Genomic DNA, 14446 nt, shown 5'->3' on the forward strand with positions numbered 1-14446 from the left:
CTCAGCCTTTGTAGAGTCGTGGGTTCATGACATCACGCAGCCAATCGCCTAGTAGATTGATCGACAGCACCAGTACCACCAGAACTGCACCCGGGATCAAGGTGATCCACCAGGAGCCGGACTGGATGTAGTCAAAGCCCGATTTGATCAGTGAGCCAAGCGAGGGATGGGTCTCTGGCATCCCCAGTCCCAGAAACGACAGCGCCGCTTCAGAGATAATCGCGTTGGCGATCTGCACGGTAGAGATAACGAATATCGGTGACATGGTGTTGGGCAGCACGTGGCGGAACATAATCCGTTTGCTGCGTAGGCCCATCACGCGGGCGGCATCAACGTACTCTTTGTTTTTCTCTGCCAACACTGAGGCGCGCACGGTACGGGCATACTGGGGCCATTCGGCCAGGCCGATAATCAGGATCAGCATCATCACCGCGTACTGGCTATAGAAGGCGCTACCCATGGTCGCTTTGACCAAAGCGCCCACCACGATAGCGACCATAAGTGTCGAGAATGACAGCTGAATGTCTGCCAGGCGCATCAAAATCGTATCGACACGGCCGCCCAGGTAGCCCGCCATTAGGCCGAAGGTGACCCCTAGCAGCGCCTGCAAAATAACCGCACCGAAACCAATCAGCAGCGATACGCGGGTGCCATATAGCACAATCGACCATAAGTCGCGCCCCTGGGCATCGGTACCTAGCGCGTAACGCTCATCTGCACCGTCAATCCAGAAGGGCGGCAGTTCAGATGACATAATGTCTATCTGGGATAGGTCGTAAGGGTTCGTGGGCGCCAGCAGCGGTGAGGCAAAGGCGGCGATAACCATGCAGATAAACACAGCCAGGCAGAGCTGGGCGGTGCGGTCACGCTTGAAGCTGTACCATATATAGGAGTCGCGCAGGCGTTCCCAGCGGCTGGGTGAGGCGCTCGCTGGGGAGGAATTGTTGGTGGTGCTCATGCGGGCTTCCCAGTCAGTTTAACGGTGGGGTTCACCATGCCGTAGATGAGATCCACGATGGTGTTAGTGACGACAAAGATCACGCCGACGATCATCAGGTAGGTCACAATCAGCGGTATATCGGCGCGGTTGATCGCATCCAAAAACATCAAACCCATGCCGGGCCATTGGAAAACGGTCTCGGTCAAAATGGTGTAGGCCACCATGGTGCCGATCTGTACGCCGCCCACGGTAATCACTGGTAGCATGGTGTTTTTAAGGGCGTGAACGAAATACACCCGGCGCATAGAGATGCCTTTAGCGCGGGCATACTTGACGTACTCCGACTGCAGGACTTCCATCATTTCGGCGCGAATCAGACGGATAAACAGCGGTAGCATAATGGAGGCCAGTGAAACCGCCGGCAGCACTAGATGCTGTAAACCGTTCCAAGTTGCCAGGTTGGTGTCCCAGTTGCCCACCACGTTAACGAGATCATAACCACGGCCGAAGGAGGGCATATTGCCTTCGGTGGAGAAGAAGTCATTCAGCCATGCGCCCCAGCCGGTACTTTCGGGGAACAGTGTGACAGTGACGCCGATGGCGAAGATTTGAATCAGTACGATCGCGGTCAAGAACACTGGAATTGAGATACCGATAATCGATATACCCATAAACAGGCGTGAAATCGGTGAGCGCGGTTTGATGGCGCTATATACCCCAATGGGTACCGAAAGCAGCACAATAATCAGCGTCGCGGCAAATACCAGCTCCAGGGTGGCGGGTAAGTGGCGAGCAATTACTTCTAACGCCGGTTCGCGATAAAAGTACGAGTAGCCGAAATCGCCTTGAACGGCGTTTTTAGCAAAACGAGCGTACTGCACCAGGAAGGGGTCATTGAGGCCAAAGCGCTCGCGAATCTCTTCACGCTCGCTCTCAGGCACTGACTGGCCAACCATCTGCTGTATGGGGTCACCCAGGTTATCCTGAATGGCGAAGGCCAGCACGCTGATGACAAACATCACCAAAATCGCGTGCATCAGCCGCTTGATTAAAAAGGCAATCATGGCGTACGCCACCTATATGAGGGGTTCATCAAAGGGAGTAGGGGCATGTTATGCAGAGTTCTCACAGACGCGAACTGCCAGCTAAAAGGCTTCGCCCCCTAAACGCTTAGGGAGCGAAGCATCCTTGCGGTTTACTTGTTGGCTGTTAACGCTGTAGTGACTCTTTTCTAGGCATTTAATCAATCAGCGCTGTGAGCGCTTAATCGTCGCTGCGATTAATGACCAAGTCACCCAGGTAGGGGAAGTCAAGGGCGTTGACTACAGGCTCAATCTCAACCCCTTCAGCGGCCGCGTAAGCAAGGTTCTGCCAGTGCAGTGTGATATAGCCGACGTCTTCATAGAGCATGGCTTCGGCTTCGCGCAGCATTTCGTTGCGTTTTTCCAAATCGGTTTCACTATCGGCTTCGGTGACGAGTGCGTCGATCTCTTCGTTGCAGTAGCCACCGTAGTTGTATTGGCCAGCACCGGTCTCTTCATCGAAGCAGAAGGTTAGATACTGGAAGAAGTTAGCGGTATCTTCGGTATCCGCGTGCCAGCCGATCATCGCCATATCCGATTGGCGGGTATCGTACTCAGGCCAGTACTGCGCCAGGGGCATGGTACGCAGGTCAACGTCAATATTGATTTGTGCCAGCATATTGGCGACCGCTTGGGCGATCTGGGCATCGTTTACGTAGCGATTGTTGGGGGCAATCATTTCAACGCTGAAGCCGTCTGCGTAGCCCGCTTCGGCCATTAGCTCTTTGGCGCGTTCAATATCGTAGCGTGGCGTTAAGTCTGGGTTGTGACCGGAGTAACCTTTGGGTGATATCTGTCCGGCGGGCGTCGCGAAGCCGCGCATTAAGCGGTCGGCAATGCCTTCCTGGTTAATAGCCAGATCAACCGCTTGGCGAACGCGGGCATCCTGGAAGGCTTCAACGCGGTCTTCGTTCATTTGGAAGCCAATGATACGCGTACCGTCAACCTCAACCAGATTAACGCCGTCGGCCTCGCGTACGCGATCCAAATCGTTGGGAGGCACGGCATCAATAAAGTCGACACCGCCAGAGAGCAGGGCGGCAACCCGTGAGGCGTTCTCAGCGATGGGTGTCAGCACGATATTAGAGACATTGCCTTCGCTTTCGGTATCCCAGTAATCTTCAAAACGCTCAAAATCTACCCGTACACCCTGACGGCGGTCAGTCACCATGAACGGACCAGTACCGGAAACATTGCGCGAAGCAAAGGAGTTGCCAGCTTTAACGATCTCACCTTTGTCGTTGCCGCCCTCGGTTTCACCGCTATAGAACTCGCTATCCATCGGGAAGATGTAGGTAGCCAGGTTGAGTAGCAGCGGGTAAGGTTCGGTGGTGACAATTTCAACGGTGTAGTCATCAACGGCTTCGGCGCTGGCCACTGGCTCAAAAATAGCGCGATAGTCAGGGCTCTCTTTCAGACGCTCAATGGTCCATACCACGTCTTTGGCGGTGAATTCGTTACCTGAGTGGAAGGTAACGCCTTCACGCAAGGTCATGCGCATGGTGGTTTCGTCGACCTGCTCCCACTCGGTGGCTAAGCGCGGCTCAAACTCAAAATCTTTTGTCCAGCGCACCAGCGGATCAAATGCCATATGAGAAAAGCGCAAGACGCCGCCAGAAAGCTGCTCGTGGATATCGAGGGTTTCAGGGTCGGCGGAGTAGCCAATACGCAGCGTTTCAGCACTTGCGGTCATCGGTAGTAACGTCGTACCCGCAACCACTGCACCAATAACGGAAGCCAGTAAGGTTTTCTTGAGCGTCATCATCGTTCCCTTAAATCATTGTTTATTTTTCGTTTTACCGCCGTTTTCTTGGCTAGAAGCACCCTTCCCGCCAGGAAAGCGTCGGCAAAACAGACACGGTCAGTTGTTAAGCCTATTTACAACACAAGCGCACAACCTAGGCTTACAACATAGAGAGTGCCTATCGCGTCATACAATCGAAATAATGACAGGCATCATTCGTCTACTGAATGATGGGGCTAATAGCGGCATGCTGAAGGCTTGTTTTAAGACGAAAGTAGTAAGCGAAAAGCGACACATAATAGGGCGGAAAATCTTATGTGGAAAAAAATTGGGATAGCGTTGATGGGGGTTTGGCTACCTATCACTGGTTTTGCCACTGAGCCTGTGGGGCAAAGTCCTCCTCAAGGTGGCTCTGAGCGCGCGGCGCCTGAAATAGCAGGGTCGTTGGATGATGAGTTGCGGGAGTGGTTTATTTTACGCCATGGTAATGACTCAAATGCCTCATTCGTAGAGCTAGGCGACGATATCAATATTGATATCGCTGGCTCTGTTGACGATGAGAAGTGGGACGGCGAGGAGGCGCTCTCTATTAGCCTGACCGTGAACGAAGGGCAGTTGATCAATGCAGTGGTTATTTATTCCATTGGGGCTTCTATTGCCCCGCCGCTGTTCACCTCTGAAGGGGGGGAAGTAGTAGTAACACTGACTCACTATGACCGTACCAGCCAAACGGTTCGCGTAGCTGGGAAAATTGAGGGGGCGCTGGGACTGCAAGTCGAGCTAGGTGAACCGCCAAGCCAGGAAGAGGGCATTGAGATCGACGTGGTGTTCGATGTAGAGGCGCAAAAAGTAGAGTTCTAATGCCCAGGTCGACGTTTGCCGACCTGGTGACAAGACCTCAGTGGCTATCCATGTCCATCAAAAGCGCTTAACCGAACTGCTGGTGCAGCCAGGCATTAATAGTGTCAGATTCGTACATCCACTCTTCACGCCCATCGTCGTGGGTGATTCTCAAGCAGGGCACTTTGACTTTGCCACCCCCTTCCAAGAGCGCCTGCTTATGGGCAGGATCAAGTTGAGCATCACGTACCTCAATGTTTAAACCCAGCCGCGCTATCTCTTTGCGCACCTTGATGCAGAAAGGGCAGGTGCGAAATTGGTACAGCGCAAGGTTCTGGCACGCTTGATCCACCTTGGCTTGTTCTTCAGGCGTACGCTCTACTGACTTAGGCGTGGAAAGCTTCTCGGAAATCAGCATGACCGGGGCGAGCACCAAGCGAAGACCACGAAAGAAATAGCGAATTAAAATGCGCATCGAAAAAGGCTCCTGTGCTGAGATGTTGGCTTACATCAGCGTGACAAGTGGGAAGAAAGGGGTAGTCATCATAAGTAAACAGTGGCCGCATCCTGCAACAACTAAAGAGATTTGTCACTTGAGTGGTGCTTTGTCAGCGTTTATGGCGATGAATAGATGAGCAAATAGCCTCAACATGCTAGGCTACTTGGCTATTTTTACGCCATTTTTTGGCTTTTAGTGAATTGGTTTACGGGCGATTAACGGGGCGAGAGCCATGCATCTGCATATTATGGGTATCTGCGGCACCTTTATGGGTAGCCTGGCACTGCTGGCGCGTGAAATGGGGCACCAGGTGAGTGGCTCCGATCAGAATGTTTACCCACCCATGAGCACCCAGTTGGTTGATGCGGGCATCACCTTAATGGAGGGCTACCACGCCGAGCATCTGTCGCCAGCGCCGGATCTTGTCGTGGTGGGCAATGCCTTGTCACGGGGCAATGAAGAGGTTGAAGCGTTACTCAATAGCGGCCTGCCGTATACCTCGGGGGCGCAGTGGTTGGCGGAGCACGTGCTGCCCGGCCGACGCGTCATTGCCGTGGCAGGTACTCACGGAAAAACCACCACCGCAAGCGTATTGGCTTGGCTGCTGGAGAGTGCTGGCTTAGCGCCAGGGTTTTTGATTGGTGGCGTGCCGCGTAATTTTGGCGTGTCGGCGCGCGTGGGTGATCCGCAAGCGCCGTTTGTGGTGGAAGCTGACGAGTACGACACGGCGTTCTTTGATAAACGTTCCAAGTTTGTTCACTACCGTCCGCATATCGCCATACTCAACAACCTTGAGTTTGACCACGCCGATATCTTCCCCGACCTGGCAGCCATTGAGCGCCAGTTCCATCACCTGGTGCGCACCGTGCCAAGCCAGGGGCACCTATTAGTTGCTGATGAGCAGCCCGCCCTTGAACGTGTTCTGAGCCAGGGCGCCTGGACGCCGGTAGCGCACTTTGGTGATCGGGATGCGAGCGAGTGGCAACTGAAATTAGAGCGCGACGACGCCAGTCGTTTCCAGGTGATTTATAGCGCTGGCGAGTCTGGTCAGGATACCCATGGACAAGAGGAGGACGGGGTCGTCGAGTGGGCGCTAACCGGCGAGCATAACGCCCGCAATGCGTTGGCAGCGCTGGCGGCGGCGCATTTGTGTGGGGTTGATTTAGCCCGTGGCTGTGCGGCGCTGGCGCGTTTTGAAACACCCAGAAGGCGCCAGGAGGTGCGCGGCGAAATCAATGGCATTCAGGTGATCGATGATTTCGCCCACCACCCCACGGCGATTGCCGCGACGCTCAAAGGTCTACGTGCGGCCACCACGAAAGGACGCCTGCTGGCGGTCATCGAGCCGCGCTCCAATACCATGCGTTTAGGTGCTCTGCGCGAGCGGTTACTCGAGAGCGTGGCTGACGCTGATGGCGTTTTTTGGTTTCAGCCCGCCGGGCTCGACTGGTCGATGGACGAGCTGGTTGCCACGCAAGGTGCGCATGCCCAGCTGTTTAGCGATATTGATACGCTGGTGGCGGCAGTGGTCACTCAAGCGTCACCGTTGGATCGCATTGTGGTGATGTCCAACGGTGGCTTTGAGGGCGTGCATGAACGCTTGCTCGCCGCATTAGCCGCAGCCAAGGAGGGGAATGCGTGACAGATAGAGCCGACGCATCGTTCAAAAAACCGATTACCGTGGCACTCACCGGCGCATCCGGGGCTCAATACGGTTTGCGCTTGATCGATGTACTAGTCGCCGCAGGTCATGAAGTGTGGGTCATGATTTCGAAAGCTGCGCACATGGTCATCGCCACAGAAACAGATATTGAGCTACCCGCCCAGCCCCAGCGTTTAGCCGAGGCGCTGAGTGAGCGCAGTGGGGCACAGCCTGGTCAGATCCGCTGCTTTGGCCGCGAAGACTGGATGGCGCCGGTGGCATCAGGCTCTGGCGCGCCCTCCGCCATGGTGGTGTGCCCGTGCTCTACCGGCACGCTTTCTGCCGTCGCAACGGGGGCTAGCAATAACCTGATTGAGCGGGCGGCGGACGTGGCGATTAAAGAGCGCCGAACGCTGGTGCTGGTGCCGCGGGAAAGCCCATTTTCACCGATTCACTTGGAGCACATGTTGGCATTGAGTCGCTTGGGAGTGGTCATTTTGCCGGCGGCTCCTGGGTTTTATCACTGCCCGCAAAGCATTGATGATCTGATTGATTTTATTGTCGCGCGTATTCTCAACCAGTTGGGAATCGAGCATTCGCTGGTGCCTCGCTGGGGAGAGGTCGGAGATAAGGATGAGTGATCTATGATGTCGTGGGCCACGCTGTCGGTTTTTGTGCCAACGTTTCTGTTTGTCTCGCTAACCCCAGGTATGTGCATGACCCTCGCCATGGTGCTGGGCATGACCCAAGGCGTCAAACGCACGCTGTGGATGATGGTGGGCGAGTTGCTGGGCGTTGGCTTAGTGGCTGCCGCCGCAGGCGCGGGGGTGGCTGCGTTGATGCTGCGTCAGCCAGAGCTGTTTGTGCTGTTTAAATGGGTGGGCGGCGCTTACCTGGGCTATTTGGGTATTATGATGTGGCGCTCCCGTGGGCGCATGGCGATTCCCAGCGAGCTTGATGCGGGCCCACCCGCTAGCCCCCTGCAGTTAGCCATGCAAGGGTTTGTTACCGCTGTGGCAAATCCTAAAGGGTGGGCATTTTTTATGGTGCTGCTGCCGCCTTTTTTGGATAGTAGTCGCCCATTGCCGGGGCAGCTCAGCTTGTTGATCGGGGTCATTTTGACCATTGAGTTTGTCAGCATGCTGGTCTATGCCACCGGCGGCAAAACGCTACGCAATGTGCTCGGTAAAAGCGGCAATGTCCGGCTCCTGAATCGCATCGCCGGAACACTGATGATTGGGGTAGGCCTGTGGCTTGCCTTGGGGTAAAGCGGTGTCGATTTAAAGCTAAACCGGTGGGAATAAGCCGACGCGAGCGCTGATAAGCACTAGCGATGCCAGGCTGAGCAGAAGCCACGGGCAGGGGCGCATCGACGGGCGCGACTGCTGCTGCCAATGAAGTAGCGTGAGTGCGCAAACGACCAAGCCGAGTAGCGCGCCTCCCACCAGATCACTGAACCAGTGCACGCCCACCACCAGTCTTGATAGCGCCATGGGCAGCGCAAGCGCTAGTGCTATCCAGTACACCCAAAAGCGTTTTTGACGGGGTATCTCGGCCGCAACGAACGCCGCTGTAAGGCCAACGAGCACCACGGCGGTGGAAGTGTGGGCGCTGGGGTAGGAGAACGAGCCCATTAAGTAGTCCGGTGTCTCTGGGCGAGCACGACCAAACAGCCCTTTGCCTACTGTGTTTAGCAGGGCGACGCTGGCAAAGGCGCCACTCCAGTGCAGTAAAGCCTCCCATCTCTTAGTCACCAGCATCCATGCTGCCCAAGGCAGTGTTAAAGCGATAATGCCTAGGGTGTCGCCAATGCGTGCAAAAACATTCCCCGCTCGGTACAAAACATCGCTCTGCAGCCAGGAGAACAGTTGCTGAATGAACAGATCAATCTCAAGCGGTTCATGGTGGGCGATGACCAGCAGTGTCCAGCCAGACAGACTGCCTAGCGCTATGACCAGTAACAGTAGTGAAGCCAAGGGAACATCGCCGGTTTGACTCATGGCCAGCCATGGCCTGCGTAGTAGCGGTACACGGCGAACGCTGCCAGCAATAGCCCGATAAAGTCGCCCATGCCGTGTCACCTGATGCCGACCCCAGGAGAAAATCACCGCGAGCACGACAATGATCGCTGCGAGGATAAGCAGCGCAGCCTCTATGCCTGGCGGTAGATTCAAATGGTGCTGCCAGGTACGCCCCAACAAATAGCCGGGCAGTATATAGGCAGGCGCCCACAGCGCTGCAGAAGTGACATTAGCCCAAATAAAGGTGCGTGGTGGCATACGCATCATGCCTGCTACCAAGGGAATAATCGGTCGCACCGGACCGACAAAGCGGCCGATAAACACCGACCAGATGCCATAGCGCTCAAAGAACCGTGCCCCGCGGCCCAACCATTCGGGATGCAGGGAAAGGGGCCATCTCTGAGTGACCTGCTCGTGATGTTTAAAGCCCAGCGAAAAACTGACGCCGTCGCCTAAAATAGCGCCTATGAAGGCAGCACCGATTAACCATGCCAAGCCAAGATCCTGGTGTCCCGCCAGGGAGGCTGCGGTAGTGATTAACACCACGCCCGGCACCAGCAGCCCGATCAAGGCAAGTGATTCTACTAATGAAATCACCAGCACCAGACAGACGATCAACGCAGGCGATGGCGTTAATGAGTGGAGCAGATCGGCTAGCGGCAAGGAGAGTACTCCAGCGTCAGATAAGAGACATTGAAAAGGCAGACTAGAGGTTGGCGAGGGCGGCGCCGCGGGTTTCCAGGCGCTTTACATAGTGTGCAAAGTGCTCGGTGCGACTGGGTAAGCAGGCGGCAATGCGCGCTTCCAGTTGACCGGTTTCTACCAGTACACGCTGTGAAAGAGCTCTTTGTAAACGCTCGCGTACCAACAGAGCGCCGCTTTCACTAGTGTCAGGTAGAACCAGCCAAAAAGTGGCGCTGTCCGCGCGCCCCAGCACATCATGATCGCGACAACGGCTATTCACTTCACCGCATAGCGCTCCCAGCAGCGCCGTTTGCGCACGATGGCCAAACTGCTCTGCTGCCATATCCAACTGCGGTAAATGCAGTACCAGCACTGCCAGTTGCTGATTGAGCATGGCAGCGCGCTGGAACTCGCTGTGTAAACGCTCTTTTAGCGTGTCCATGTGGAAAGCTTCACAGTCGCTGTCGTTGGGGTCGGTAGCTCTTAAGAGTGCACGGCGACGAGCATGCTCCCAGCGGGGGAGGGCAAGTAACAGTGTTAAAGCAGCATAGCCCACGATAATCGCCGGTGGCGCAGAGGCGACCGAAGGAAGCAGCCACCACAATGGCCCAATGGCAATATTAATCAGCATTGCGGCCCATAGCGGTAGCAGTAAAAACGCGGCGGTAATCGGCAGGCCTAACCATAGAGGTGATACCTGCGGCTGAAAATAGAAAGCGCCGAGCACTACCGAGTAGGTACTGCAGAGTAAAATAATGCGCGGCAGGTAGCTTTTCACGCCCTGCCCTATATGCATTAGCAGGGCGGCCATTAGCAGCAGGGTCATAAAGGTGGGAATCAGCAGGTCGCGGTAGTCACCCATGGCATACAGCCATAGCGCGTAGCCCACCATCAACGCGATACTGGAAGTATAAGCCAGGGTCATTAATCGTTTGGGGAGGTGCTCGATCATACCGTCTCCCGCACCCGCTCAGCCGGAAGTTTGCTGATCTCAAACACCGAAAGCGTTGCCGGTTCGATATCGATTAATTCAAGGTGTTCACTGGTAATATTGTCGGGTAAGTCGGCGAGTAGTAGGCTGCGTCGTTGAGCGGCTTCTCTAGGTGAGCGGGCAAGAATGAGTGTCACCAGCGTTGTGCTGCTTAAGCGGTAAACGTTTTCAAAATCATAGGTTAATTCGCACAGCTTTTGCGCCATTGGCCACAGTTGGTGGCGTTTTACGTGCAGAATAAACAGTTCCGCATGAACGCCTTCACGCTCGCAGCGCGTTTGTTCCCGGGCGATATCGCGCAGCAACTGCTCACCGGCCCAAAGGTTAAGGCCGGGAATCAATCGCAGGCGTTGGCGAATGGAACCGTTCATATCAATAAGCTGCTGTGCTCTGGATAAGGCCAGCAGACCAAGCACCAGCAGTGAACAAATCAGCAGCACAAGCGCTGACGCCTCCAATTGAGGTGCTACCATTACAGCGCTAATCAGTGCAGCGCTGAGGTTAAAGGCGGCGACCCCATTGTTTTGGGGCAGCATCAGCATTGCGGCCCACGCCCAGATTAAAATGCCGTGTCGTTCTGGAGCAGTGGCAATTAAACCCAATAGCAGTGCACCCGGTACAATTTGCCATGGCAATCCTCGCGAACGACGGTGGCTAAAATCAAGCATCAGTGCGGTGATGAGTAACCAGCCGACTGATAGCCACAGCACTAGGGCAGCAGCAGGGGGTGTAGCGGGTGTCCATAGTGCCAAAGCGACGGCAGCAGCTAAAAGATTGGCACGTAGCAGGCGGATTTTGTACTTGCTTTGCATGGTGACTTACTATTCGTCCTGAATGACCAGATGTATCTCATCAAGTAAAGTAATTGTAGGATAATAAATGTACGCGAGACATATTAGTGCCTTAATCGTCCCCAGTATAACGATGAAATGACGTAACATAAGCAAAACATGTAAAACGCGATACATGGTTAATTAAAAAATTAAAGTATCCTTCCGTACGGAGACACTATGAGCGCTTCAACACCGTTCCAAGACGAGGCCCATCAGCACTTAATTGCCGGGAATGTGCCCGCCTACATGCAGGCCTTGGGGCAAGCGGCGCGCCGTGCCGCCAGTGAACTGCGGCGGGCGGATACCGGGTTGAAAAACCGTGCGCTAATGGCTATGGCGCAGCGCTTGACCGAGGCGCGAGCCAAAATACTGGATGCCAACACCGAGGATTTACAGCGTGGCCGCGAGAACGGTTTGGAAAGCGCGCTGCTGGATCGCTTAGCTCTGAACGACGCGCGTATCGACGCCATGATTGAAGGGCTACAGCAGGTAGCGGGCTTGCCTGACCCGGTGGGCGAAATTGGCGATATGCGTTATCGGCCTAGCGGCATCCAAGTGGGCAAAATGCGCGTCCCGCTGGGCGTCATCGGGATTATTTACGAGTCGCGCCCAAATGTAACCCTGGAAGCCGCCAGCCTATGTTTGAAGTCGGGCAACGCCTGTATTTTGCGCGGCGGGTCGGAAGCCAGCCAGTCAAATGCCGCCATTAGCGCCTGTATCCAAACGGGGTTAGCTGATGTAGGCCTGCCAGCGGGTAGTGTGCAGGTAGTCGCCACCACTGATCGCGCGGCGGTGGGTGAAATGATTAGCATGCCGGAATATGTCGACGTGATTATCCCCCGCGGTGGAAAGTCGTTGATTGAGCGTATCAGCCGTGATGCCCGCGTACCGGTTATCAAACATCTCGACGGTGTTTGTCATGTGTATATCGATACCACCGCTGATCCCGCCAAAGCGCTAGCCATCGCCATCAATGCGAAAACTCATCGCTACGGCACCTGTAACACCATGGAAACGTTGCTGGTTGATGCGCCGATTGCTGACCTGCTGCTGCCGGAACTGGCCCGCGCTTATGCCGAACATGAAGTTGAACTGCGTGGCTGCCAGCGTACGCAGGCATTGTTGCCACAGGCGGCAGCTGCTGAAGAAGCCGATTGGTATGCCGAGTATTTGGCCCCCGTGCTGGCAATCAAAGTGGTCGATGGTATCGATGAAGCGATTGCCCATATTGAACAGTACGGCTCTCACCACACTGATGCGATTGTCACCCAGGATTATTCACTCGCACGCCGCTTTATGGCGGAAGTCGACTCCAGTTCGGTGATTGTGAATGCCTCTACCCGCTTTGCCGATGGTTTTGAGTACGGGCTTGGCGCTGAGATCGGAATTTCAACCGATAAGCTTCACGCCCGTGGGCCTGTCGGTTTGGAAGGGCTAACCACTCAGAAATACGTTGTATTTGGCGATGGCCAGGTGCGTGAATAGGGTGGTGGCATGAGTCAAACGGAGCAGCGTATCGGCATGTTGGGCGGCACCTTTGACCCTGTTCATCTGGGGCATTTGCGCAGCGCGGTAGAGTTGCATGAGGCGCTGTCGCTTGATCGGCTACATATGATACCGGCTCAACAGCCACCGCTACGTGGGCGACCCCAAGTCTCGGCGAAACAGAGATTGGCGTTATTAGAAGCGGGTATCGGTGCGACGCCTGGGCTGGTCGCCGATGACCGCGAGCTGCGCCGTGACGGCCCCTCTTATAGCGTCGATACACTGGCTGAGCTGCGTGGGGAAGTTGGCGAACAGGCCCGTCTGGTGATGGCGATTGGTTTTGATGCCTTCTTGCGGCTCGCCCAGTGGCACCAGCCGGAGCGCTTGTTTGAGTTTGCTCATCTAGTGGTGATTGCCAGACCGGGCTATGACGATCCGTTACCGGCATCATTAATGGAACTGGTAGCGCATCGCAGAGTCGATAGCGTAGACGCATTGATGCAGCGGCCTTGCGGCGGCTATCTGCCGTTGGAACTGCCATCACTGATGGCGATCTCGGCAACGTATATCCGCGAGCGTTTAGAGGCCGGGAAAAGCGTGCGCTATTTACTGCCAGAAGCCGTTGAATTGGCCATTACGCAGGACGGACTTTATCGACAACGCGAATAGCGCTGGCAGTCATCAAAGAAGCCGTTACAATGGCCGGCTTTATTGACCGATTAACCAATAAGGTTGTCTTTAGGAGTCATGCACATCGATACATTGAAAAATCTAGCGGTTGACGCGCTAGAAGAACTGAAAGCACGTGACATTACGCAGTTGGATGTTGCCAAATTAACCGAGGTCACCGACCTCATGCTGATTGCCAGTGGTACTTCGACCCGCCATGTGGCTGCCCTGGCGCAAAACGTCGTGGAAAAAGCCAAGGCTGCAGGGCTTGGCCCGCTGGGCGTTGAAGGTGGCGATAACGCCGATTGGGTACTGGTCGACCTGGGGGATGTCGTTGTCCACGTGATGATGCCCGAAGCACGCACCCTGTATGACTTAGAGCGGCTGTGGGCCGATCTACCCAGCGACTCGGGTGCCATTGGCGACTCTCTTGAGCGCTTCCAAGAGCGAGCCGGCATGTCATGAAGATCCGGCTGTTAGCGGTAGGAAGCAAAATGCCTGGCTGGGTAGAAGAGGGCGTCAATACTTACCGCAAGCGGCTGCCGAGAGATTTTAATCTCGAGATAGAAGAAATTGCCCTCGGTCAGCGTGGCAAAAATGCAGATATCGCGAAGGCGCGTGCCCAAGAGGCGCAGCGAATTCGCGACAAGTTGCGTGGCGACGAGTATCTAGTCGCGCTGGAAGTCAAAGGTAAGCCTTGGACCACCGAACAGTTAGCGCAAGAAGCCGATGCCTGGCGCATGGCCGGGCGAGATATTGTCCTGCTTGTGGGGGGGCCAGACGGTCTCGAGCCCTCACTCTCTGCGACGGCTGACAAAACCTGGTCGATCTCCCCGCTGACGCTGCCTCACCCGCTGGTGCGGATTATGCTGGCCGAGCAGCTCTACCGTGCCTGGACACTACTGGTAGGTCACCCTTATCACCGCTGACGGCTAACTGAGATGGTGAGCGATCACTGTTATGGCCTGCTGCGCCTTTTGTTTGATTTGATTGTTTGATTTGAGAGTCATCGTTAC

15 protein-coding genes are annotated in these 14446 nt (G+C 55.3%); 8 read left to right on the plus strand and 7 right to left on the minus strand.

Annotated elements, in window-relative coordinates; translation table 11 throughout:
• Window position 1: 1 nt before the first annotated feature.
• From K7H09_RS15345 to K7H09_RS15355, 3 genes are all read right to left on the minus strand, one after another.
• A complete protein-coding gene (locus K7H09_RS15345; protein ID WP_009287008.1) occupies window positions 2-958 on the minus strand; it encodes an ABC transporter permease in 957 nt (318 codons plus the stop codon).
• A complete protein-coding gene (locus K7H09_RS15350) occupies window positions 955-2004 on the minus strand; it encodes an ABC transporter permease (protein ID WP_039859109.1) in 1050 nt (349 codons plus the stop codon). The genes K7H09_RS15345 and K7H09_RS15350 overlap by 4 nt, the downstream gene beginning before the upstream one ends.
• A 199-nt stretch (window positions 2005-2203) precedes the next feature.
• On the minus strand, window positions 2204-3784 hold the full coding sequence (locus K7H09_RS15355; RefSeq protein ID WP_039859107.1) for an ABC transporter substrate-binding protein: 1581 nt from the start codon (window positions 3782-3784) through the stop codon (window positions 2204-2206).
• Window positions 3785-4081: 297 nt separating this feature from the next.
• Here K7H09_RS15355 and K7H09_RS15360 point away from each other — a divergent pair, with 297 nt between their 5' ends.
• On the plus strand, window positions 4082-4627 hold the full coding sequence (locus K7H09_RS15360; RefSeq protein ID WP_009287005.1) for a hypothetical protein: 546 nt from the start codon (window positions 4082-4084) through the stop codon (window positions 4625-4627).
• 67 nt (window positions 4628-4694) lie between these two features.
• Here K7H09_RS15360 and K7H09_RS15365 read toward each other — a convergent pair whose 3' ends face one another.
• A complete protein-coding gene (locus K7H09_RS15365) occupies window positions 4695-5081 on the minus strand; it encodes a glutaredoxin family protein (RefSeq protein ID WP_022523151.1) in 387 nt (128 codons plus the stop codon).
• 256 nt (window positions 5082-5337) lie between these two features.
• On the opposite strand from K7H09_RS15365, the gene mpl reads away from it, so the two are divergent.
• The 3 genes from mpl to K7H09_RS15380 are packed head-to-tail and all read left to right on the plus strand — an operon-like array spanning window position 5338 to window position 8015.
• Window positions 5338-6747 carry a UDP-N-acetylmuramate:L-alanyl-gamma-D-glutamyl-meso-diaminopimelate ligase gene (mpl, locus tag K7H09_RS15370; RefSeq protein WP_141440966.1) on the plus strand — a complete coding sequence of 470 codons (1410 nt, stop codon included), beginning with the start codon at window positions 5338-5340 and terminating at the stop codon, window positions 6745-6747.
• Complete coding sequence (locus K7H09_RS15375) at window positions 6744-7388, plus strand: flavin prenyltransferase UbiX (protein ID WP_141440967.1); 645 nt, start codon at window positions 6744-6746, stop codon at window positions 7386-7388. Before mpl ends, K7H09_RS15375 begins: the two co-directional genes overlap by 4 nt.
• Before the next feature lie 3 nt (window positions 7389-7391).
• Entirely contained in the window at window positions 7392-8015 is a 624-nt protein-coding gene (locus tag K7H09_RS15380) for a LysE family translocator (protein ID WP_208797083.1), read from the plus strand.
• A gap of 18 nt (window positions 8016-8033) precedes the next feature.
• Here K7H09_RS15380 and K7H09_RS15385 read toward each other — a convergent pair whose 3' ends face one another.
• Genes K7H09_RS15385 through K7H09_RS15395 form a run of 3 tightly spaced genes read right to left on the minus strand, consistent with a single transcriptional unit; the run spans window position 8034 to window position 11255 of the window.
• A complete protein-coding gene (locus K7H09_RS15385) occupies window positions 8034-9431 on the minus strand; it encodes a bifunctional DedA family/phosphatase PAP2 family protein (RefSeq protein WP_141440968.1) in 1398 nt (465 codons plus the stop codon).
• Between the two features lie 43 nt (window positions 9432-9474).
• A complete protein-coding gene (locus K7H09_RS15390; protein WP_009287001.1) occupies window positions 9475-10404 on the minus strand; it encodes a diguanylate cyclase domain-containing protein in 930 nt (309 codons plus the stop codon).
• Entirely contained in the window at window positions 10401-11255 is an 855-nt protein-coding gene (locus K7H09_RS15395) for a hypothetical protein (protein WP_009287000.1), read from the minus strand. Before K7H09_RS15395 ends, K7H09_RS15390 begins: the two co-directional genes overlap by 4 nt.
• Window positions 11256-11453: 198 nt before the next feature.
• Here K7H09_RS15395 and K7H09_RS15400 point away from each other — a divergent pair, with 198 nt between their 5' ends.
• The 4 genes from K7H09_RS15400 (at window position 11454) to rlmH (ending at window position 14359) form a co-directional block, all read left to right on the plus strand.
• Complete coding sequence (locus tag K7H09_RS15400) at window positions 11454-12761, plus strand: glutamate-5-semialdehyde dehydrogenase (RefSeq protein ID WP_141440969.1); 1308 nt, start codon at window positions 11454-11456, stop codon at window positions 12759-12761.
• A gap of 9 nt (window positions 12762-12770) precedes the next feature.
• Complete coding sequence (gene nadD, locus K7H09_RS15405) at window positions 12771-13430, plus strand: nicotinate-nucleotide adenylyltransferase (RefSeq protein WP_141440970.1); 660 nt, start codon at window positions 12771-12773, stop codon at window positions 13428-13430.
• Between the two features lie 78 nt (window positions 13431-13508).
• Complete coding sequence (rsfS, locus tag K7H09_RS15410) at window positions 13509-13895, plus strand: ribosome silencing factor (RefSeq protein ID WP_022523156.1); 387 nt, start codon at window positions 13509-13511, stop codon at window positions 13893-13895.
• A complete protein-coding gene (gene rlmH / locus K7H09_RS15415) occupies window positions 13892-14359 on the plus strand; it encodes a 23S rRNA (pseudouridine(1915)-N(3))-methyltransferase RlmH (protein WP_009286999.1) in 468 nt (155 codons plus the stop codon). Before rsfS ends, rlmH begins: the two co-directional genes overlap by 4 nt.
• Window positions 14360-14446: the final 87 nt, after the last annotated feature.

It is taken from the genome of Halomonas sp. IOP_14, from assembly GCF_021021315.1.
Lineage (GTDB): Bacteria > Pseudomonadota > Gammaproteobacteria > Pseudomonadales > Halomonadaceae > Vreelandella > Vreelandella titanicae.